Here is a 20,209-nt window from a genome sequence, read left to right as displayed (position 1 = left end):
AAAAATGTTTGCAGATATTATCTCTGCCGGTTGAGATCATCTCAGATTAACTCCAGGACAGGGTCAAAAGAAAGCAGGCAGAGCGTGCGCACGAAAAAGGAGGGGAGAGTGTATCAACGGATATTTTCGATCTATTTTCAGAAATAGTATGGTGTCAATCAATAGTCCTCTCTGAGAGCGATCTGATCGGCATGTCCGAGAACATAGGGATAGGATTTTTCCATACACGTACGATCAGTCCAACTCGAATCGTTGCTTTCTAAGCGATACCCCCACGTACCCGCCGGAGCACTGTACGGATACCACCCATATTCACCGGTATCATATTCGTCCCATTTGAAGATCACATCCGTTTTATACACATCATCGTGAGCGTCATAGTCCAGAATTACCTCTGCAACGTTTGAATCCTGCTCATAAGAGATCACATCCCCTATCGCGTACGCAGGTTCCTGCAAAGGTGCGGAAGTAGCGGTGGGTGTCGTTGTAGACGGTGTGGTGGGTGTCGTTGTAGACGGCGTACTACCCTGCAGAACTCCTGGAGACGAAGATGGCTCTGGTTCGGAGTACACCACTTCGGCGTTATCCGCAAAAGCAACCCTCAAAACGTCCCACCCATCAGATAGGTCATCGGGATTCACAGAAAGATGAATCTTAATGGTTTCTCCAGGCCCTAACGCATCGACAAAATCCCGGTCCAGCATTAAATCCTCATTCTGAGAGTCATTCCGCGCCACAATCTTTAAAATCTCAGTACTCTCCAGGATAGAAGAGACATCAGATTCTGGCAGAATTATCACAGCAACGACAATGTTATGTGCCGTGGTAGGTCCGGTGTTCTTGACGGTCATGTACGTGTCAAGGGAAGAAATGCTTTGATTTTCAGCACCAACATCGAGTATTTCCAGGTGCGTGTCACGTATGTCGGGAGATGAATCGGTGCACCCTCCCGTTACAACAACCGCGATGACAGAAAAAAATACCAGAACCAGAGGATTTATTTTCATATCCATTTTAAAAGGCCTCGTTATCTAAAAAGACACAAAAACGTGCGATATTCTGATGGATAAGGATTTTGATATGGGATTCGTGAAATGTTGGCATTGAAGAGTACCGCAGAAAATTGTGCGTGATAAAAGACCTATTTTTAAGATACAATCTTTTTCAAACACGGCTTCAAGATTTCAACGATTAAAAGATCGGCCATGAAATTTTGATTGGGGATAACCCTGCATAAATATCGGATTTGCCAGTAAAAGAACCAATAAAAAATTGTTTTTCCACCGTCCCGGGATCATAGCGATTTGCAGACACAGTAACGGCAGAGCGAAGAAGGATCGCGAATGAACCGTTTCTTTCCACTGCAATAGTACGACTCCCCCTTCTGTATGACATGGAGGTCCCCAAAAAATGGCGTTCCCGGTGGATGAAGAGGTCTCTTTACGATAAAAGTCAGATACAGAGAAATGCTCAACACGTAGCGTTTCAGATCTGTTTTTCCGGGAGCGTATGTATCAAGATACTGGTTCAGCGTGCGCTCGAACGATTCCACGATCGCGGAATCGATCTTAAAATCCGGGGAAACGCCGTCACGATGGCAGATTTCGGTGTACGTGGCGTAATTGTAGTCCCCGAGACGGGTGAGCATGCCGGGAGGGTCTTCTGTCCGGGCCTGCCGTTCCTGCTCAATTCGGGATGTGTAATCAGATAAACCCTCCAGATCGCGGCGGAGGCGGGACAATAGATCGGAGGCGTTCAGAGTACACACCCCCGGGCATAAGAGACGACTTCTCCCCTTTGCACAAGAAAACGTGCAGAAGGATGATCTTCGACACCAGATGACGGATTCATGCGGTTTCCTCACCATGCTTCAACTGCAACCCCGGTCCCGGGACAGTGCCGTTATCTTTTATTGTCCTGGCGGTGACACTCCGGTGCTCCACAGAATCACACTCCTGCTCTCTGATGAGCCGGGCAGAAGTTACAGATCGAAAACGGAACTTCTTTTTCATGGTCACGGATAAGGCAGTAGAATGCACCGTCGTGTTCCTCGACCTTGAACCCTCCCGGAAATGGTGTCCCCACCGGGTGGCCCGGACGGTCGAGCACAAAGATCGTGAAGGCCGACACCAGGTAATAGAAGAGCCGATGCCGCGGCGAGTAACGGAATGGCGTCCTTTCCGTATCTTCATCCCCCCGGAAACTCCCGTCCGGGATCATCTCACAGAATCGGAGAAACGTTTCTCTATCTGTGATAGGTTCAGTCATGGACCGGAATCTACCTGAACGATACATCACGAGAAGCCTATGGTGGGCGCCGAATAACTGCTCGGTCATATACGGGTGAAGCTGGTCGCGGTAGGGGCGGGGCAGCCGGATCATCTCCGCGTACATCCTGCCCCCGATGGTCTGGAGATCAGGGAGGGAGTACCTGCTGATTTCGTCGGCAAGAATCAGTCCCAGTTCTCCTGTGGTAACAGCAGCAGCCATTCGGCGGGCAGTCTGATCGATCGCATCTGCTTCGTCCTCCACGGCACGGTCCGGGGATATCGCCGTACTCTCGATCGGCATGGTCAACCTCAAAGATTCTGGATTTCCAGGAGGAAACGCTCAACAGGAACAGGTATTGTCGCACCACATTCGAGGTACAGAGATTCTGGAGAGGCGGGGGACAGCACCCTGAAAATGATCGACAGCATCCATATTCAGTATACAAATAATACCACTTTAACCAGACAGAGACGAAATGTATACCATGCCAAGATCCCGGTTAACAGGTGAACAGCCCCTGGTTCCGACGACTGAATTTAAGATCTGTCCCATTCATATCGCAGTCAATATCCTCGGAAAGAAATGGACGCTTCTCATCCTCCGGGACATCGCACTCCTGAACATCAACAGGTTCAACCGGATCCGGCGATCCCTCCCGGGTCTAACGCCGCGGGTCCTCACACTGCGGCTGAGGGAACTTGAAGAAGCGGGCCTTATTCATGCATCGATAATCCGTGAAAGCCCCAGGGTTGTCGAGTGGATGCTTACTGAGAAAGGAAAGGATACAATCCCGATCCTCATGAGTATCCTCGCTTTCGGTGCAAAATGGTACGCTGATGAAATCTTCGAGGACCATCGGCCGCGCACTCTTGAAGATCTCTATCCCGGGAGGGTGCACGAGGGTACGGACTGAACCCCTTCTCCACGATCACGTAATCGATCGCGGGGTCGGCGCCCGGTTCATCGATCAGGTTGCGGATCGTCCGTTACAGCGGGGCGGTCATGCCCGAACGCCTGACGCCGGTGTCGAAGTCTCTGCCGCTCCACCAGGGGCCGAGGGCGTCCGGGATAATTCACAAGAGTGATCCGAAGAGAACCTCTCCCTCCAGACCTGAACGGGGACGGCGTTTCCCGACCGGCGAGTTCTCTCTTGATTTTCACTTTTTCGACTGTTTTCGACAGGTTTTCACCACTCGTCGAAAAGATCCGGCGGGAGCGTGACGACGGCAGATTGGAATTTACACGGAGATCTAAGGATCAATATACGCGTATATATACATATTTTCACCAGAAAGAGGGAGCACAGAAGGGGGGCGACGGTGAGGGTGAAGGATGTGTGTGGCTGTGATCCCCGGGGTGGTGAAAACGATTTTTCAAATCTCTGGAAAGGATGTGAAATCATGATTTGAGATACGAATGAACCGGAAAACATTTTCGACGCGGTCGAAAGGTGTCGAAAGTGGGTGAAACCGGTGAAAGGGCGTGCACCGGATCAAGAGGGGAAAATTTTGTGAGACACCGGGAACAGGCAGACCTCATCGGCATGGACCTGTCGGCGATCTCCATCATCTTGGGGGTTCGCCACCGCCCTCGGGATCACGACCTACCGCCGGACGCCGGAGTGAGGGGGTGGGTGGACCGACAGCGCAACGATTATGTCAGGTCTCCCATATCTCCTCCGGGGGGCGAGGGGGACGGGACTGCAGCGGGCACTGACAGAGTTCGACCTGACCAACATCATCGTCGGGTCGATCGTGGGCGCCGACATCTACATCGCGTCGGCGCTCACCGCTCACCGCGGGACTTGTCGGGCTGTTCGCGATCGTCGTGTGGGTCGTCGCCGGCATCTGCGCAACGACCATCGCGATCGTCTTCGCCTACTGCAGTTATTATGTCCCGCGGGCAGGCGACCCCTTCGCCTATGTCTCAGAGGCGTTCGACGACTTTTACGAAGAAAACAGGCAGAAGGCCCCCACTTTAGTGGGGGGATGAATGCCGTCCTCCCGCAACCATATTACGCATCACGACGTATGACCCATTATGCGTAAGGCGTACCGGTATCGACTCTATCCGACAAAATCTCAGGTGACTCTTCTTGAGCAGACGCTTGAGATCTGTCAGTGGGTCTATAACGATACGCTCGCATTGCGAAAGAACGCGTGGGAACAGGATCAGCATTCCATCTCTCTCTACGAAACTAACACGATCCTGACCCAATGGAAAAAGGAACGTTCTGAACTTTCTACGGTCTGTTCTCAGGTTCTTCAGAATGTTCAGATGCGCGTTGATCTTGCCTTCAAAGCATTTTTCCAACGGGCGAAAGCAGGCGAGAAAGAACCTGGATTCCCACGGTTCAAGGGGAAGGGGCGATATGACAGTTTCACATACAAACAGTCCGGGTTCAAGTTGACTGAGGATCGTCTCCATCTCTCAAAGATCGGAGACGTGAAGGTCGTCCTCCACCGACCTATCGAAGGGACGATCAAGACCCTCGCGATCCGGCGGTCTTCGACCGGGAAATGGTATGCCTGCTTCTCGGTCGAGTATGATCCTTCCCCTCTCCCACAGAAGGAGACGGCAGTCGGGATCGACGTTGGTCTCAAATCCTTCGCTACCCTCTCAAACGGAGAGAAGATCGAGAACCCGCGGTTCTTCCGTACCGACGAGAAAACTCTTGCGAAGGCGCAGAGAAGACTCTCGAAAGCGGAGAAAGGAACACCTGAACGGAAGAAGGCCAGGATGATCATCGCACACGTCCACGAACGGATCGCCAACAGACGGCTCAATTTTGCTCACCAGACCTCCCGGAAGGTGGTGGACCGGTTCGGTACGATTGTGTTCGAGGATCTGAATATCATAAAAATGGAAAAAACCATTATCTGGCAAAAAGCATTGCAGATGTTGCCTGGAATATGTTCATCTCGATCACAGAGGGCAAAGCGGAAGAGGCTGGCTCACGCGTGATCCGGGTGAACCCCAGAAACACATCTCAGATGTGCTCCAGATGTGGCATGATCGTCGCCAGGACACTCTCTGATCGAGTCCACTCCTGCCCGCATTGTGGGCTGGTGATGGACCGTGACCAGAACGCGGCGATCAATAGTATGAGATTGGGACTGCAATCTCAGGGGTAACACCCCGGGATGCCCCCGACGAGAGGAGGGGGAGCAGTCACAACTATATTCCTTGTTATAAAGCGGAAGAAATACCATTATTAAAACAGGAGGAGATTACATGGATTTTAAGTTATTACCTCTGTGTTCAGAGGATTTGCCCGACTATAAGAAAGATCTGCAGGAAGCCTTTCAGCTGGGGGCTGTAAAAGAGTTTAGCGACTTAGATGTTGAGATATTGCCGGAAGATGACATAGATAAAACTCTTGCCTCAAAAGGGGCGGTGACATATAAGGCGGTCGTTGACGGCGAAATGGTTGGCGGAGCAATCGTTGTGATTGATGAAGCCACGCAGCATAACCATCTCGATTTTCTGTATGTAAAAAACGGTGTGCAAAGCAGCGGCATCGGACAGAGGATATGGAACGCGATAGAGAAACTGTACCCCGAAACGAAAGTATGGGAAACCATAACACCGTATTTTGAAAAGCGAAATATCCATTTTTACATCAATCGATGCGGGTTCTCCGCGGTAGAGTTTTTCAATCCCCATCACAAAGACCCGACTACGCCGGACGATATGGTGGGAGGAGATTATTTCTTCCGCTTTGAAAAGGTGATGAAGTGAACTACCCCGCGCCTGTTGGGCGTGGCTTCCTGCTTCATCCTCCCTCTACTGAGGTGAGTCCACAGGCTCAACGGTGCGTTCCGCACCTGATACCCCGACAAGGTTCTGCTCTTGCAGGGCAAACTTCTTGATATTGATCGCCGCGTTGATGTCGCGGTCATGATGAGTACCACAGTCAGGGCAGACCCATTCCCTATCCGAAAGAGCGAGATCCTGTTTGAGATACCCGCATTTGCTACATATTTTTGAGGAGGGATCGAATCTCCCGATCTTCAGGAGAGTCTTCCCGTACGTCCGGCACGTGTACTCCAGCATCGTGAAGAACGCGTACCACGAAACATCCCCGATCCCCTGCGCCAGATGATGATTCTTCATCATCCCGTCGATGTTCAACGATTCCACTGCAATGGCTTGGTTCTCGCTCACGATTCGATTGGAGATTTTGTGCAGGAAATCGTTGCGCTGGTTGGCAATCTTTTCATGGCACCGGGCAAGTCTCTGGATCGCTTTCTCCCGGTTCTTCGACCCTTTGACCTTCCGGGACACCCGTCGTTGCAACACCTTCAACCGCTGGAGAGAGGTCTTCAGGTATCGGGGGTTCTCGACCTTCTCTCCCGTGGAGAGAGTCGCAAAGTCCTTCAACCCGACATCGATCCCAAGAGTAGTGTCCAGAGAGAAGGGTGCGGGTTCAGGTTCGGGTTTCCCGTCATCGACAAGGATGTTAACGAACCATTTTCCGGTCGATGTCACGGAAACAGTAGCGTACTTCATCTTTCCGGTGAAGATCCGGTGGAAGATGGTTCTAATCTTGCTGATCTTTGGGAGTTTGATCCATCTCTGGTCGAAGTCCACGGAGTAACTCTGAGGCACCTGAAAGGACTGTACGGGATTCTTCTTTGACTTGAACCGGGGGAAGCCTTTCTTCTCCCGGAAAAACCGGGTGAAGGCGTTGTCGAGATTCTTGTTTGCACTCTGGAGAGACTGAGAGTTCACGTCCTTGAGCCACGGGTGTTCTTCCTTGAGAGCGGGAAGACGGTTGTTCAGGTCGAAACAAGAGAGTTTTCGACCTTCCTGCTCATATGCCCGGATCTTCTGCTCCAAGGAATTGTTGTAGAGGTCATCCCAAAACTGATCCTCCCCTCTGTCCTGTTGATGGAATGATCGGTATGTGGTTCTGAAAAATCCTGTTCTGGCGTCTGTTCCGGGGGGTTTCACCCCCCGACCCCCATCATTGCGATAAGGGTGGAGGGCAATCTCCTTCATCAGGATCTCTGGTCTCTCTTCCCCGGCCCTATCCTGTTTCGGGGGTCTGGGGGCGTCAGTCCCCCGGCAGAGAGGTAGGGGAAGGCGGTGGTTTCGCACGATTTTTCATGGAATTCGGGAAGACATCAACCCGATCATGAAATTTTCTCCCGATCCCTGCATGCAGAGATGGGGGGAATGAATGAGAGTTTTGGGATGACCTCTCTATCAATTCGGGAATGGGGGCAGAAGTTATCCCGCGAGGAACGCACAGAGCGCAACCACCGTTTATGTTCGAGGGGCAGCTTTATTGAAAGCGTTGTGCCAGAGCGTATCACCATGCCGAACGAGGACGCAAAAGCCTTTTTGCGCCTTGCCTTGACGAGCGAGGAAGCGCGGGAGTTTTTGAGAAAACGCGCACATGCACACACCATGACCTGTCCGCGGGTGTGCGGGTGGGGGAGTGGGTGCGAAACCCGCGATGCTGAGAGCGGTCGTGAGATACCGATGTGGGGGATGGGGAATGATTATCAAACTGATTTAAATCGTTTTTTGAGTGACGGGGGCCGTTGTAACGCGCTGGAAACGGATGGAATGGAGGGGGCGGTGCTGGAATTGTTCCTCACGCGGTACCCGGCGGCCGTCCCCCGCCTTCCTCCTCGATGATCCGGCAGATCTCCTTCCGGAGTTCGGGCACGCGGCTGATGACCGTCCTCCAGACAAGCATCGTGTCGACACCAAAATAGGTATGGATCAGTCTGTCCCGCATCCCGGCCATTTCTCGCCAGGGAACGACAGGGTGCCTCTCCCTGACGGAGAGAGGGATCTTTTTCGCTGCCTCCCCGATGACCTCGAACTTCCTGATGACGGCACTCTGGGTCCTGTCGTCACGGAGGAACTCTTCGTAGGTCATGCCCGCTGTGAACTCCTCGATCTTCTGCAGGGCACCGGCGACGTCCGAGAGGTAGAGGAGAGAGGACCTCATGCAAAGAGGAGATCCCGCGTCACCTGGCTGCGGATCTCCGGGCGGAGCGCCGTCTCCGGCACAACATCCACGTTACGGCCAAGTTTTTCTTCGAGGTACTGCGACAGTCCGACAAAATCAAAGAGGTCGGCGTCGGAGTCGAACGAGACGAGTACATCGATGTCGCTGCCCTCCTCCTGTTCCTCGCGGGCGTACGACCCGAAGAGGGCGATGCTCTCGACATGATACCGATCTCTGAGTTCATCTTTCAGGGATCGGAGGACGCCGAGGACTTCAGTGCGGGTTTTCACGGGGGTCATGTCTCTGCGGTACGTCCTCCTGTGCCGCCGGGGTGCTTTAAGGTATTGATCGTCAGGTCCAGGAGTCGGATCTCGCCATTCTTGACTCCATTCCCCATTCCCGCCTCTTCGATCTCGATGATATGGGCCGCAATTCTGGGGGCGCTAATTTAGAGGTGTTTTCAGTTTTGAGAGGAAAAGACACTGATTCTCCGGGGTCTGGGGAGTGTGATCAGGAGAGGGAGGGGAAAAGGGTGGACTGTGCCCGGAGGGGAGACGAAAAGAGTGGGAAATTGAGTAAAAATCAGCGCAAATTGAGAAAAATATGTAGGATACCAGCAGACATTACACAATCAGGTTATGCCTGATAGTAGACGTAAAAAAGGATTAGGGGGTAAGAGCAGTAAATTTATCCACTGCTTCGTAGGTTTTTCCATCAGGGGTGTGGATCGTGGCGTATGTCCACCCATACGCTTCATCAGAAGGAACATTCATGCTGCTGAACGGAACTTTTATTCCGCCTTTCATGAACATATTCCCATCTTTCCACGTTGTTATGGTGCCAGATCCCTTGTAGACAAGTTTGTCTTTTTGTTCTTTGAAGTTATTATCGAATTTTGTTGTCCAGATCTGAATGTCAACGGGAATACTGGCATCTGAATATTTCACCGTCTCGTCATATTGATCAAGCAGGTCTGGATGAACAGTAACCCCATCGTCTTCGGCATCGGCATCCCAATTTTCCTTGATTGTGTCCACACTTGCATGCGTCACCTGGGAAAAGTCATTCACTACCGCCGTAGGTTTTTGGACTGTCTTTTCGGGGGTCGGGTATGGAGTGCTTGTTTGCTGATTGCTTAGTTGCTGGGTGGGAGATGTAAGTTCATTCGGCGATGCTTGATGATCTGTGTGTGCAGTTGTACAACCTGATACACAAACACAGCAGATTGCAATACAAACCAGAAGTAAAGAGTATAGCCTCATATTTTCTCCAAAGATAATAAAATTTTTCGGCATATATGTATTTCGTTTTTTTCAGAATTTTATTTTTTAAAGCACTAAAGAGTGATGACCACGATTAACCCAATTTATTATGTGGTTTTTCGGCGATAACTATTTGAGAGGATGGTTTTTTAAAAAATATGTTTTGAATACAGGTTAAAAAACGTGTTTTGGGAGAGAAGAGGGAGACATTATCATTCAATCCTGATTTTTATATTTGATCAGACCTCCAATCAGGAAGAGGATAAGGGTCGGAACACCGAAGAGGGAGACTGATATGAGGACCAGAATGCCTGAGATGATCATCAGAGCAGCCCCAAGGGTATTGTTCTTCAGCACACCCCCAACGATGCCGGTGAACGAGAAGAGTAATGCCGAGGCCCCAAGCCCCATGATAAAATCGTACCCAGCAGAGGGATCAAATGCCAAAGCAAATGCTCCGATGAAGAACGCAAAGAACGCAGCGGCGATTCCAAGAAGACCACCGATAAGCCCAAGCCAGAATGGGCGACTGTCCGATTGTGACATATTTCCCAATAGGAACAGTTAATGTTATCACATATCAAATTCATCTTCTTGTTAGTCATATAACAGACATTTAAAGCCAAAATAAAGTCAAGCGCAAGAGGGAGGTCCGGCGGCCTGTGCGTCCGCGCGGGCCGCCGGTGGGAGTAGATGGTAGGAGAGAGCATAATCGGGGTTGGGGGCGTGAGCAGAGTACCGACCATGGTGAGCACATGACGCGGGTTGGAAACCGGCCCTCTCGCGAGAGAACACAGCGACTCGGAGCAATTCTAAAATCCAGATCCCAAAAAAAGACTATACCCGCCTGATCCCCTCGTTCACAATAACATAATCGAACGAGATATCGGTCGGGCGGGAGCGGTGCTTCTCCAGCACGACCCGCCTCTTGCTCTCCCTCTTCTCGATCCGCAGGATCGCCTTGGAGAGGTGGCCAAGGGCCGTGCCGCCGAGGCCAAAGAAGGCGTCGGTGTCGATGTCCATGTACACCTGGTTCGTGATCAAAACCGGCACCTCGTACTTCTTCGCATACCCGAGGAGGCGGACCATGTGCTGCGAGAGGACGCGGAGTGCGTCCTTCGTCGTCCCGAGTTCGGAGCGGTAGAGGGCCGTCGCCGAGTCCATCACGATCAGGCCGACGTTCTTCGACCTGAGGAGGGCCTCGCACTCGTTAACCATGATCCCCTCCTGCACGAAGTCGACGGGTTCGTAGAGGTACAGCCGGTCGGCAAGGGCCGTCGCCTCCTCCCCGGCGATCTGCTCGAAACGCTCGGCCGAGAAACCCTCCGTGTCGATGTAGATGACAGACTCCCCGCTCTTCAGGCAGGAGACCGCCGTCATGACAGATATCGTGCTCTTCCCGCAGCCGGGCTCGCCGTAGATCTGGGTGATCGTCCGCCTCTCCAACCCGCCGCCGAGGAGGGTGTCGAGGGGCTCGGAACCCGTGCTCAGGCGGGACAACTTCATTCCTTCCCCTCCAGGTCCTTCCATGCGGCGTCCTCGACAATCCGTGCCACCGTCCGCACCGGCACGCCGGACTCCGCGGCCCAGGCCCGCACCTCGTCCGACTCCGCCTTCACCGAGGAGACGACGTCGCCGATATACCCGACCTTCACCGTCACCTCGCGCCTCTCGCCCCCGACCCCGGCCGTCACCCGCACGAGCCTCCTCTCCAGCACGCTCCGGTGGACCGCGGGGATGCACCGCACCCCGAGAGTGCCGAGTTCCCTCGCCAGGATCAGAGTGAGGGGGGCCGCGTCCGCGGGGCGGCAGACGACCCGCACCAGGTGGCCCGCCCGCCCCTTCTTCATCACCGCCGGCACGACGCAGACGTCCCTCGCCCCCGCCGCAAAGAGGAGGTCCATGCAGTGGCCGAGCACCTCGCCGGTGACATCGTCCACATTCGTCTCAAGGATGTCCACCTCGTCGGCGCCTGCGACTCCCTCGCGCTCCAGGAGCACCGCCCGCAGCACGTTCGGCGCCCCCGCAGGGTCGCGGCTGCCGGCACCGTAGCCGATGCCGGCGACCCGTGCCGCCCCGATCTCCTCGGGCCGGAGGGTCGTGAACGTGGCCAGGAGGGCGGCGCCCGTCGGCGTGCAGAGTTCGCCCTCGCCACCGCCCATCCTCGTCGTCAGGGGCGAGGCACGGAGGACGGCAAGGGTCGCCGGGGCCGGCACCGGCATCGTACCGTGGGCCGCCACGACCGTCCCGCTCCCCAGGGCGACCGGGAGCACGGCGACGCCGTCGACACCGAGAGTCTCCAGGGCCGTGCACGCCCCGATCACGTCGGCGATCGCGTCGTCGGCTCCGACCTCGTGGAAGTGCGGCGCATGCCCGTGGACGCTCTCCTCTGCCGCCGCGATCCGGCAAAAGACCCGTTTCGCCCGCTCGACCGCCGCGGCCGGGGCATCGGCCGTCTCCACCCGTGCAATAACATCGGCAAGGTCCCGGTGGGCCGGGCCTGCATGAGTGACGACCCGCACCGCCCCGACGCCGCACCTCTTCACGCGGGAGAAGACCGGGTCGGCCACCACCGAGGCCATCGCCGCCCTCACCTGCGCCTCGTCTGCGCCGAGGTCTAAGAGGGCCCCGATAGTCATGTCGCCGGCTGCGCCGTGAAAAGGATCGAGAAGAAGAATCCGCATACTGAAGCAGTACTTATAAATCCGGGCGTATATGATTGTAACGAATGCCGGAAATGTACCTAAAAGTGGACAGGGCATATCCTGAGGACCAGGGCGGGGGGAAGGCGCGCCTGGATCCCGACACCATGCTCCAGATGAGGCTCTCGCCCGGCGACCTCGTCGAGATCATCGGCAAACGCCGGACCGTCGCCAAGGTCTGGCGGGCAATGGTCTCCGACTGGCAGCAGGGGAAGATCAGGGTCGACAAGTTCACCAGGGAGAACGCCGGGATCGCGGTCGGCGACCGAATCCTTGTGCGAAAGGCAGAGCAGGAGACCGAGGCGCAGAGGGTCGTCCTCGCGCCTCCCGAGGACATGCCGCGGCAGGTCCCCATCAACTTCCAGAGCGTGGTCAACCACCTCATCGACTTCCCGGTGGTCAAGAACGACACCGTCCCGATCCAGGCCGGGCTGCCCTTCATGCAGCCGCAGATCGTCGCCTTCAAGGCGGTGACGGTCGAACCCGAGGAAGCGATCATCATCACCAAGAACACGAAGGTCGAGTTCTCGGAGAAACCGGTCGCGGGCTTCGACGGCGTGAGGAGGATCTCGTACGAGGACATCGGCGGCCTCAAAGACGAACTCCAGCGGGTGCGGGAGACGATCGAACTGCCGATGCGCCACCCCGAACTCTTCAGGAAACTCGGGATCGACCCGCCGAAGGGCGTGCTCCTGTACGGCCCGCCGGGGACGGGGAAGACTCTCATCGCCAAGGCCGTCGCCTCGGAGTCGGGGGCGCACTTCATCTCCATCGCGGGGCCCGAGGTGATCTCGAAGTACTACGGCGAGTCTGAACAGCGCCTGCGCGAGGTCTTCGAGGACGCACGGCAGAACGCCCCGTCGATCATCTTCATCGACGAACTCGACTCCATCGCCCCGAAGAGGGAGGACGTCACCGGAGAGGTGGAGAGACGGGTCGTCGCCCAGCTCCTCACCATGATGGACGGCCTCGAAGAGAGGGGACAGGTCGTCGTCATCGGCGCCACGAACAGACTCGACGCCATCGACCCGGCCCTGCGGCGGCCGGGCCGCTTCGACAGGGAGATCGAGATCGGCGGGCCGAACGAGCATGACCGGACGGAGATCTTCAGGATCCATACGCGGGGCATGCCTCTCGCCGACGACGTCTCCATCACCGACCTCGCCAGGCAGACCCACGGTTTCGTGGGGGCCGACCTTGCGGCGCTCGCACGGGAAGGCGCGATCAGGGCGCTCAGGCGGTACATGCCGGAGATCGACCTGGAAGAAGAGGAGATCCCGCCCGAGATCCTGGAAAAGATGGAGGTGACGGCCTCGGACTTCAGGGAGGCGCTGCGCGACGTCTCCCCGAGCGCCATGCGCGAGGTGCTCCTCGAAGTCCCGCACATCACCTGGAACGACGTCGGCGGCCTCGAGTCGGAGAAAGAAGAGGTCCGCGAGGCGGTCGAGTACCCGCTCACGAGCAGGGAGCGGTTCGACGACCTCGGCATCCAGCCGCCGCGGGGCGTCCTGCTGTACGGGCCGCCGGGGACGGGGAAGACCCTCATCGCGAGGGCCGTCGCCTCAGAGTCAGGAGCGAACTTCATCCCGGTGCGGGGCCCGCAACTCCTCTCGAAGTGGGTCGGCGAGTCAGAACGCGCCGTGCGGGAGATCTTCAAGAAGGCCAGGCAGGTGGCGCCGTCGATCATCTTCTTCGACGAACTCGACGCCCTTGCCCCGGCACGGGGCGGCGGCGCCGAGACGCATGTCGTCGAGAGCGTCCTGAACCAGATCCTCACCGAGATGGACGGTCTGACAGGCCGGGGCGACGTCGTCGTGATGGGAGCGACGAACAGGCCGGACATCGTGGACCCGGCCCTCCTGCGGCCCGGCCGCTTCGACCGCCTCGTCTATATCGGGGCGCCCGACCGGAAGAGTCGGGCCAAGATCATGGACATCCACACCCGCACCATGCCGATCGAAGGCTCGGCCATGAACGAAGCGGTGGCGGCGACCGAAGGACTCGACGGCGCCGGGATCGAGGACATCCTCGCGTCTTTCACGTCAGGGGCCCCGATCGGCATCGACACCTTCAGGGACGCGGCCGCGAAGGCACAGAAGGGCCAGGGCGACCCGCTCGGACCGGGCGCACGGCGGCGGATGATCGTCGACCTCCTCGGGCTCAGGCGGATCACCCTGGAGGACCCTGGCAGGACCGCCCTCATCGACGCGATTGCCGGGACGACGGACGGGTACGTGGGCTCTGACCTGGAGTCGCTCTGCCGCGAGGCCGGGATGTTTGCGATGCGGGAGAAGACCGGCATCGTCACGAAAAAACACCTGGAGACGGCGGCGAAGAAGGTGCACCCGACGATGAACGAGCGCCTCGTCGATTACTACCAGAGGATCCGCGGCTTCTTCAAAGGCGGCCTGCCCGAGAAGGTCCAGCCGCCCGAGTACCAGTAGGGAAACCTACACCACCTTTTTTCCGGCGACGGCCCCCAATGGGCCCGCATATATAGGAGAATGCACATACATATTCATCGAAGCAATTATATGGATATCAGGTGCCATGAATGCCGAATATCACCACATTTCTTGATGTAAACGCCCGGTACTGTTCCGGCCCCGCCTTTATCTTTGCGAAGGACGGCCGGACGTACACCTTCAGGGAGATGCGGGAGGCCGCCTGCCGCCTTGCCGGCGGCCTCTCCTCTCTCGGCATAAAAAAAGGCGACCGTGTCTGTATCTACCTCGACACTTCGCCCGAATATCTCCTCTCGTACCTTGCAATCTGGCGGATCGGCGCCGTCGCCGTCCCGACAAACGCCGTCTATCATGCAGACGAGGTGAGGTACGCCCTCGCCGACTCCGGGGCCGCGGCCGTGATCACCGACACCGCCGGCGCTCCTACCGTGCGGGCGGTCAGGGCCGACTGCCCTGACCTCGGCCACGTCTGCATCGTCGGCGCCGCGGGAGAGGACGAGACGGCATGGGACGACCTCCTCCGCGCCGACCCCCTCGAAAGGGCGACAGACTGCTCCTTCGACGACCTCTGCCAGCTCCAGTACACCTCGGGGACGACCGGCCGCCCGAAAGGGGCGATGCTCACCCAGGGCAACTGGATGTCAGCCCTTGCAACAGAGCGCGAGGTCCTCGACCTCCGTGAAGGGGACGTCTACCTCGGCATCTACCCGATGGGCCATGTCGGCCTCTCCTGGGGGCTCTCCGTCCTGAAGGCCGGAGGCACGTGTGTCTGCATGGACCGCTACGACCCGGAGGCGTACGTGCGCCTCGCGGCCGAACACCGGGTGACGGTGCTCTCGGCAATGCCGCCGGTGATCCACACCCTCATCCGCTCGAAGCCCGGGACAGAGGAGGCGCTGAAGCAGGTCAGGTGCATCATCTCCGGCGGAGGGCCCCTCCTGCCGGTGATATGGGCCGAGTTCGACAGGCGTTTCGGCATCCCGGTCGTGAACGCCTACGGCCTCTCCGAGACGATCGTCGTCGGGTCGGCGACCGCGGTCGTCCCGGCCCATTACTCCCTCCACAAGGGGTACCTGAGCGTCGGGGCGCCTGTCGGCTATGCCGAGGCGAGGATCGTCGCCGAGGACGACCCCGGCCGCGACCTCCCTGCCGGCGAGGTCGGCGAGATCGCCCTGCGGGGGCCGGCGGTCGCGAAGGGCTACTGGGGGATGCCCGAAGCGACGGAACGGGCCTTCCTCCCCGAAGGCTGGTTCCTGACCGGAGACCTCGGCTACCTTGACGAAGACGGCGTCCTCTTCGTCACCGACCGGAAGAAGGACATGATCATCATGTCGGGCTGGAAGGTCTACCCGACAGAGGTGGAGAACGTCATCGTCGAGCACCCGAAGGTCGCCGACGTCGCCATCTTCGCGAGGCCCGACGAGAGGCGGGGCGAGGTCCCGGTGGCGGCCGTCGTCTTCAACCCCGGCGAGGAGATGACGCTCGACGACCTGACCGCCTACTGCCGGGAGAGACTTGCCGGCTACAAGGTGCCCCGCGAGATGGTCGTCCTCGACCACCTCCCCCGGGTGAGCGGCTGGAAACTCCTCAGGCGGACTCTCAGGGAAATGTATCCCGTATCATCGGGGAACTGACCCCGGGGACCCCTTATTGTCGTCCCGTTTATATCAAGGATGTCAATTTGAACCTTTGGGAAGGTATATGTACGCACGCGTCCATGTGATCTGCCGGAGAGTACATTGGACAGGGAGAAACAGCGTTCAACCGGTCTTGTCGGTCTCGACCTGGTTCTGGAGGGGGGGATACCGAAGGGGACGGTGATCATCGTCGCAGGCACGCCCACAAACGGACTCGACCATTTTGCCCGCCAGTTCTGGAAGGGAGACCCTGACAACCCCGAAGACGGGACATACCTGATGCTCGACGGGAAGGTCGAGGAGGGGATGACCGACGCGCGGGAGATACCGCCCGACCAGTACCCCGCACATATGCACGGCCAGCGGATTGTCATCGACTCTCTCTCAAGCATCATCCTCAGGCACGGCATCGACGATGCCGTCGACCTCGTGACCCGCGGCCTGCGGGAGAAGGTGGCGGAGGGGGCGAACGTGGCGCTCATCATGTACCTCGGCATCCACCGGAAGGCAGACGAGATCAAATTGATCAGGCTGGTTGACGGCTACGTCGAACTCAAACAGGGAATCGAGGGCTCCGAGGTGGAAAGGATGCTCGGCGTCTTCAAGATGGTCGGGGTAGAACTCCCCAGACAACTCGTCCCATACAATATCACCGCCGAGGGACTCGAACTCTCGACGACAAAGAGAGTCGTCTGAGCGACCGTCCCGGCTCCACTACTTTTTTTCAGAGAAATTTTGGTGCAGGCGACCGGGAGGTGTTCGAGGGGCGGCAATCTACCGGCGCGAGACACCGATCAACCGCCTTCCCCCGATCGAAACCGGGGGACCACGCCCCCTGACCCCCACGTGCGATTGGTCCCGGGAAGAAAGAGCCGGATTCCTGGAGGAGTATGCTACCCCCGCCCCCACCTTAATGACAGGCGGTATGGGGGGCGGCAGTCCCCCGAACCAGGTACTTCTGAACAGAATCTCCTATCGCTTCAGGAAGTACTTTCCCGCGAGGGTTACCATGAGCATATCCCAAAACTCTCATTCATTCCCCCTATCTCTGCATGCAGGGATCGGGAGAGAATATCATGTTCGGGTCGGTATCTTCCTGAATTCCCTGAAGAATCGTGCGAAACCACCGCCTTCCCCCAGACCTCTGCCGGGGGACTTTTGCCCCCTGACCCCCGAAACAGGATAGGGTCGGGGAAGAGAGACCAGAGATCCTGATGAAGGAGGTTGCCATCCACCCCCTATCGCAATGATGGGGGGACCGGGGGGTGAAACCCCCTGGACAAGACACCAGAACAGAATTCAGAACAGAATTTTTCAGAACCGAATGTGAGTCCTTTCATCGGCGTGCATGAAGGTTCGGATCCGTTCTGGAATGACCTCCATGAAAATGATCCCGGAAAATGTCTCTCCGGGTTTGCACGGGACTCTGACTCTCATCAAGCATCCCCTTTCAGAGATGGAAGGTCCGCATTCTGCCTTCCCGGCCCTATCGCAATCCCGGGGATCCGGGGGCAGCGCCCCCGGCGCGAGCGTGCGGGAAGGCACGTCGGTCAGCAAATTCCCAGGAACAATTTTCATGGGGTATGCTTGAGCAAGAGGTTCATGCCCAATTCTACAGAGCCTCACGAACCGGGGGGAAAAAAGTGAATCAGTATTCGGCCCTGAGGACCGCGGCGGCCTTCACCATCGCGGAGAGTTTCTCGTAGGCCACATCTCTCTCAAGCATCCGGAGGCCGCAGTCCGGGTCGACGAGCATGTTCTCGGCGCCGAAGACCTCGATCCCCCGTTCGATCCTCTTCTCGATCGCTTCCATGCTCTCGACGCCGGGATCGGCGGAGGCGACGCAGCCGTAGCCGACCGGCCTCCCTTTCAGGTCCTTCGTCGAGAGGATTTCGAGGTTCTCCCTGTTCTCGGAGAACTCGAAGTCGAGGACAGAGACCTGGATCTTCAGGATGTCGTCGATCGCACTCTCGAGGTTCCCGCAGACATGGAGGCAGGAAGGGATGCGGAGCACCGAGGTGATCAGGTCCACCGCCTGCCTGCCGACGCCAAGGTCGGCGGCGCCGGTGGAAAAGATCGGTTCGTCGATCTGGATCATCGTCACGCCGGCGGCCTGGAGGGCCCGCGCCTCCGTGGCAAGGGCCTGCGCAAGGTCCAGAACCACCTCGTCCCGCCCCCTGTACGCCGGCGTCTCGATCCGCAGGCCATGGGCCAGTGTCGAGGGGCCGGTGATGATCCCCTTCACCTTCGGGTGCTTCGAGAGGGCATACTTCGTGTCCGCGACGGTGAGGGGTTTGTCAGGGGGCTCGATCCTGCCGATGACGCTCTGTCCCCTGATGCCGGGCAGACGGGAGACGAACGCCGTGATCATGTCGCCCCGCACCTGGCCGTCCGAGATGATATCGACGCCGGCGCGGACCTGGTCGGCAACCGCTGTCTCGACAGCCCCGTGCAGGGGGTCGAGGAGAGAGCGGAGCCCCCCGGCCTTGACGACCGGGTAACTCCCGACGACCGTGGTCGGCAGGACCTTCGAGATAAAGTTCATGGGACGACTCTGTGCCTGTCACGCGGGAAGAGAACGGCCTCCCTGATGTTCTGGAGACCGAGCATCGTCATGATCAGCCGCTCCATGCCCATGCCCCAGCCCGCGTGGGGTGGCATGCCGTACCTGAAGGGCTGGAGATAGAACTCGAAGCTCTCCGGGCTTAATCCTTTCGCCTTGATCTGCTCGACCAGGAGGTCGTACTGGTGGACGCGCTGGGCGCCCGAAGAGAGTTCCATACGCGGGTGCATCATGTCGAAGGCCTTGCAGATGGACGGGTCGTCCTCGTACGGCATCGCGTAGTACGGCCTGATCGCACTCGGCCAGTCCACGATGAAGTAGTGCTCGCCCATCTCCTCGCCGATCGCCCTCTCAGACGGTGTGGAGAGGTCGTCGCCGTAGGCGATCGGTTCGTCGATCTTCTTTGCCGCGATATCGATCGCATCGGCGTACGGGATGCGGGGGAAGGGCGCCTTCGGGACCTCGAACTCGACGCCGAGATCGGCGAGAGCGTCGGAGCAGGTCTCCGCAACGGTGGCGTACTGGTGGGAGACGAGGTCTTCGAGGACCTTCATGACGTCGTTGTGGTCGGCGAACGAGACCTCGACATCGATGGACGTCGCCTCGTTGAGGTGCCTGACCGTGTTGTGCTCCTCGGCCCGGAAGATCGGCCCGACTTCGAAGACCTTCTCGAAACCGGCGGCCATCATCATCTGCTTGTAGAGCTGCGGGCTCTGGTTGAGGAAGGCCTCCTTCTCGAAGTAGGCGATCGGGAAGAGTTCTGTGCCGCCCTCGGTCGCCGCGGCGACGACCTTCGGGGAGGTGATATTGTAATAGCCACGCTTCGAGAAGAACTCGTAGGTGGCGGCGGTGACCGCGCTCCTGATCTTGAAGATCGCGGCGACCCTGGGCTTCCGCACGTCGAGGAACCGGGCGTCGAGCCTGGTGTCGAGGTCGGCCGGCACCTTCTCGACGACGTCGAGGGGCAGGGGGCTCTCGCAGGGGGAGACGATCTCAAAGGTCTCGGGGGTGAGCTCGCGGCCGCCCGGCGCCTTATCGATCGGTTTCACGGCCCCGCTGATGCGGACGACGGACTCGCGGGAGACGGCCTTTGCCGCCTGGAGAACAGCTTCGGATGCCTTCTTCTTGACGACAGTGACCTGGATGATCCCGGTCCGGTCGCGGATCAGGAAGAAGGTGAGCCCGCCAAGGTCCCGGATCTCGTGGACCCAGCCGGCAACCTCGGCACGCCCTGTTTCGGGAGTTACCTCGTTGATGGGAGTACGCATGTACAATCCTGTACCTATGGGGGGGGAAGGGATATGGGCTTTATGATAGGAGAAACGCGAACGACCGGCACCG

General features: G+C 57.8%; 21 protein-coding genes. 9 read left to right on the top strand and 12 right to left on the bottom strand.

The annotated features are described in order from the left end of the window. Positions 1-158 precede the first annotated feature (158 nt). The 3 genes from MEFOE_RS02815 to MEFOE_RS02805 all read right to left on the bottom strand — a co-directional run bounded on the left by MEFOE_RS02815 (position 159) and on the right by MEFOE_RS02805 (position 2,571). Positions 159-1,013, bottom strand: a complete 855-nt coding sequence (locus MEFOE_RS02815; RefSeq protein ID WP_067047955.1) for a hypothetical protein — start codon at positions 1,011-1,013, stop codon at positions 159-161. Between the two features lie 281 nt (positions 1,014-1,294). Next, on the bottom strand, positions 1,295-1,648 hold the full coding sequence (locus MEFOE_RS14745) for a DUF2115 family protein (RefSeq protein ID WP_160329476.1): 354 nt from the start codon (positions 1,646-1,648) through the stop codon (positions 1,295-1,297). A gap of 299 nt (positions 1,649-1,947) precedes the next feature. Further along, positions 1,948-2,571: a DUF2115 domain-containing protein gene (locus MEFOE_RS02805; protein ID WP_067047940.1), complete on the bottom strand. Its 624-nt coding sequence runs from the start codon at positions 2,569-2,571 to the stop codon at positions 1,948-1,950. 184 nt (positions 2,572-2,755) lie between these two features. Between MEFOE_RS02805 and MEFOE_RS02800 the strand changes: the two genes are divergently transcribed. The 5 genes from MEFOE_RS02800 to MEFOE_RS02790 all read left to right on the top strand — a co-directional run bounded on the left by MEFOE_RS02800 (position 2,756) and on the right by MEFOE_RS02790 (position 6,012). Next, positions 2,756-3,184 carry a winged helix-turn-helix transcriptional regulator gene (locus MEFOE_RS02800; RefSeq protein WP_235809548.1) on the top strand — a complete coding sequence of 143 codons (429 nt, stop codon included), beginning with the start codon at positions 2,756-2,758 and terminating at the stop codon, positions 3,182-3,184. 914 nt (positions 3,185-4,098) lie between these two features. Continuing rightward, positions 4,099-4,263 carry an APC family permease gene (locus MEFOE_RS14145; RefSeq protein ID WP_201785172.1) on the top strand — a complete coding sequence of 55 codons (165 nt, stop codon included), beginning with the start codon at positions 4,099-4,101 and terminating at the stop codon, positions 4,261-4,263. Between the two features lie 48 nt (positions 4,264-4,311). Next, positions 4,312-5,235 carry an RNA-guided endonuclease InsQ/TnpB family protein gene (locus MEFOE_RS02795; RefSeq protein ID WP_201785171.1) on the top strand — a complete coding sequence of 308 codons (924 nt, stop codon included), beginning with the start codon at positions 4,312-4,314 and terminating at the stop codon, positions 5,233-5,235. Further along, positions 5,184-5,405 (top strand): zinc ribbon domain-containing protein, encoded by a 222-nt coding sequence (locus MEFOE_RS14740; RefSeq protein ID WP_201785170.1) that lies wholly within the window; start codon positions 5,184-5,186, stop codon positions 5,403-5,405. The genes MEFOE_RS02795 and MEFOE_RS14740 overlap by 52 nt, the downstream gene beginning before the upstream one ends. Before the next feature lie 100 nt (positions 5,406-5,505). Continuing rightward, the gene (locus tag MEFOE_RS02790; protein ID WP_067047930.1) at positions 5,506-6,012 is read left to right on the top strand and encodes a GNAT family N-acetyltransferase; all 507 of its coding nucleotides are present in this window, start codon (positions 5,506-5,508) and stop codon (positions 6,010-6,012) included. A 45-nt stretch (positions 6,013-6,057) separates the two neighbouring features. Here MEFOE_RS02790 and MEFOE_RS02785 read toward each other — a convergent pair whose 3' ends face one another. Further along, on the bottom strand, positions 6,058-7,113 hold the full coding sequence (locus tag MEFOE_RS02785) for a transposase (protein WP_235809546.1): 1,056 nt from the start codon (positions 7,111-7,113) through the stop codon (positions 6,058-6,060). Positions 7,114-7,443: 330 nt separating this feature from the next. On the opposite strand from MEFOE_RS02785, the gene MEFOE_RS14735 reads away from it, so the two are divergent. Next, the gene (locus MEFOE_RS14735) at positions 7,444-7,920 is read left to right on the top strand and encodes a DUF3847 domain-containing protein (RefSeq protein WP_083523299.1); all 477 of its coding nucleotides are present in this window, start codon (positions 7,444-7,446) and stop codon (positions 7,918-7,920) included. On the opposite strand, the gene MEFOE_RS02780 is transcribed toward MEFOE_RS14735, so the two are convergent. The 6 genes from MEFOE_RS02780 to larC all read right to left on the bottom strand — a co-directional run bounded on the left by MEFOE_RS02780 (position 7,877) and on the right by larC (position 12,185). Next, complete coding sequence (locus MEFOE_RS02780; protein ID WP_067047927.1) at positions 7,877-8,239, bottom strand: HepT-like ribonuclease domain-containing protein; 363 nt, start codon at positions 8,237-8,239, stop codon at positions 7,877-7,879. The genes MEFOE_RS14735 and MEFOE_RS02780 overlap by 44 nt on opposite strands. Continuing rightward, on the bottom strand, positions 8,236-8,538 hold the full coding sequence (locus tag MEFOE_RS02775; protein ID WP_067047924.1) for a nucleotidyltransferase family protein: 303 nt from the start codon (positions 8,536-8,538) through the stop codon (positions 8,236-8,238). The genes MEFOE_RS02780 and MEFOE_RS02775 overlap by 4 nt, the downstream gene beginning before the upstream one ends. A 366-nt stretch (positions 8,539-8,904) precedes the next feature. Next, complete coding sequence (locus tag MEFOE_RS02770; RefSeq protein ID WP_067047922.1) at positions 8,905-9,276, bottom strand: hypothetical protein; 372 nt, start codon at positions 9,274-9,276, stop codon at positions 8,905-8,907. A gap of 441 nt (positions 9,277-9,717) precedes the next feature. After that, complete coding sequence (locus tag MEFOE_RS02765; RefSeq protein ID WP_067047916.1) at positions 9,718-10,047, bottom strand: hypothetical protein; 330 nt, start codon at positions 10,045-10,047, stop codon at positions 9,718-9,720. Between the two features lie 291 nt (positions 10,048-10,338). Continuing rightward, positions 10,339-11,007, bottom strand: coding sequence for a DNA repair and recombination protein RadB (gene radB / locus MEFOE_RS02760; protein ID WP_067047914.1), 669 nt, complete (start codon positions 11,005-11,007; stop codon positions 10,339-10,341). Then, the gene (gene larC / locus MEFOE_RS02755) at positions 11,004-12,185 is read right to left on the bottom strand and encodes a nickel pincer cofactor biosynthesis protein LarC (protein WP_067047911.1); all 1,182 of its coding nucleotides are present in this window, start codon (positions 12,183-12,185) and stop codon (positions 11,004-11,006) included. Before larC ends, radB begins: the two co-directional genes overlap by 4 nt. Before the next feature lie 44 nt (positions 12,186-12,229). On the opposite strand from larC, the gene MEFOE_RS02750 reads away from it, so the two are divergent. The 3 genes from MEFOE_RS02750 (at position 12,230) to MEFOE_RS02740 (ending at position 17,001) form a co-directional block, all read left to right on the top strand. Then, positions 12,230-14,647: a CDC48 family AAA ATPase gene (locus MEFOE_RS02750; protein WP_067047909.1), complete on the top strand. Its 2,418-nt coding sequence runs from the start codon at positions 12,230-12,232 to the stop codon at positions 14,645-14,647. Between the two features lie 110 nt (positions 14,648-14,757). Beyond that, complete coding sequence (locus MEFOE_RS02745; RefSeq protein WP_067047906.1) at positions 14,758-16,302, top strand: class I adenylate-forming enzyme family protein; 1,545 nt, start codon at positions 14,758-14,760, stop codon at positions 16,300-16,302. Between the two features lie 105 nt (positions 16,303-16,407). Beyond that, positions 16,408-17,001: an RAD55 family ATPase gene (locus tag MEFOE_RS02740; RefSeq protein ID WP_235809545.1), complete on the top strand. Its 594-nt coding sequence runs from the start codon at positions 16,408-16,410 to the stop codon at positions 16,999-17,001. 952 nt (positions 17,002-17,953) lie between these two features. Here the strand turns inward: MEFOE_RS02740 and MEFOE_RS02735 are convergent. Next, a complete protein-coding gene (locus MEFOE_RS02735) occupies positions 17,954-18,850 on the bottom strand; it encodes a methionine synthase (RefSeq protein ID WP_067047900.1) in 897 nt (298 codons plus the stop codon). Next, complete coding sequence (aspS, locus tag MEFOE_RS14335; protein ID WP_067052871.1) at positions 18,847-20,136, bottom strand: aspartate--tRNA(Asn) ligase; 1,290 nt, start codon at positions 20,134-20,136, stop codon at positions 18,847-18,849. The genes MEFOE_RS02735 and aspS overlap by 4 nt, the downstream gene beginning before the upstream one ends. Positions 20,137-20,209 lie beyond the last annotated feature (73 nt).

The sequence above is a fragment of the Methanofollis ethanolicus genome (assembly GCF_001571385.1).
Classification (GTDB): Archaea; Halobacteriota; Methanomicrobia; order Methanomicrobiales; family Methanofollaceae; genus Methanofollis; species Methanofollis ethanolicus.
Note: the sequence above shows the minus strand (reverse complement) of the source record. Positions and strands in the feature narration are given on the sequence as shown.

What these genes read in the sequence shown, in the direction of transcription:
- MEFOE_RS02815 (WP_067047955.1), bottom strand. Translation starts at nt 1,013, where the DNA reads ATGGATATGAAAATAAATCCTCTGGTTCTGGTATTTTTTTCTGTCATC.
- MEFOE_RS14745 (WP_160329476.1), bottom strand. Translation starts at nt 1,648, where the DNA reads ATGCTCACCCGTCTCGGGGACTACAATTACGCCACGTACACCGAAATC.
- MEFOE_RS02805 (WP_067047940.1), bottom strand. Translation starts at nt 2,571, where the DNA reads ATGCCGATCGAGAGTACGGCGATATCCCCGGACCGTGCCGTGGAGGAC.
- MEFOE_RS02800 (WP_235809548.1), top strand. Translation starts at nt 2,756, where the DNA reads ATGCCAAGATCCCGGTTAACAGGTGAACAGCCCCTGGTTCCGACGACT.
- MEFOE_RS02795 (WP_201785171.1), top strand. Translation starts at nt 4,312, where the DNA reads ATGCGTAAGGCGTACCGGTATCGACTCTATCCGACAAAATCTCAGGTG.
- MEFOE_RS14740 (WP_201785170.1), top strand. Translation starts at nt 5,184, where the DNA reads ATGTTCATCTCGATCACAGAGGGCAAAGCGGAAGAGGCTGGCTCACGC.
- MEFOE_RS02790 (WP_067047930.1), top strand. Translation starts at nt 5,506, where the DNA reads ATGGATTTTAAGTTATTACCTCTGTGTTCAGAGGATTTGCCCGACTAT.
- MEFOE_RS14735 (WP_083523299.1), top strand. Translation starts at nt 7,444, where the DNA reads ATGGGGGGAATGAATGAGAGTTTTGGGATGACCTCTCTATCAATTCGG.
- MEFOE_RS02780 (WP_067047927.1), bottom strand. Translation starts at nt 8,239, where the DNA reads ATGAGGTCCTCTCTCCTCTACCTCTCGGACGTCGCCGGTGCCCTGCAG.
- MEFOE_RS02775 (WP_067047924.1), bottom strand. Translation starts at nt 8,538, where the DNA reads ATGACCCCCGTGAAAACCCGCACTGAAGTCCTCGGCGTCCTCCGATCC.
- MEFOE_RS02765 (WP_067047916.1), bottom strand. Translation starts at nt 10,047, where the DNA reads ATGTCACAATCGGACAGTCGCCCATTCTGGCTTGGGCTTATCGGTGGT.
- radB (WP_067047914.1), bottom strand. Translation starts at nt 11,007, where the DNA reads ATGAAGTTGTCCCGCCTGAGCACGGGTTCCGAGCCCCTCGACACCCTC.
- larC (WP_067047911.1), bottom strand. Translation starts at nt 12,185, where the DNA reads ATGCGGATTCTTCTTCTCGATCCTTTTCACGGCGCAGCCGGCGACATG.
- MEFOE_RS02750 (WP_067047909.1), top strand. Translation starts at nt 12,230, where the DNA reads ATGCCGGAAATGTACCTAAAAGTGGACAGGGCATATCCTGAGGACCAG.
- MEFOE_RS02745 (WP_067047906.1), top strand. Translation starts at nt 14,758, where the DNA reads ATGCCGAATATCACCACATTTCTTGATGTAAACGCCCGGTACTGTTCC.
- MEFOE_RS02735 (WP_067047900.1), bottom strand. Translation starts at nt 18,850, where the DNA reads ATGAACTTTATCTCGAAGGTCCTGCCGACCACGGTCGTCGGGAGTTAC.
- aspS (WP_067052871.1), bottom strand. Translation starts at nt 20,136, where the DNA reads ATGCGTACTCCCATCAACGAGGTAACTCCCGAAACAGGGCGTGCCGAG.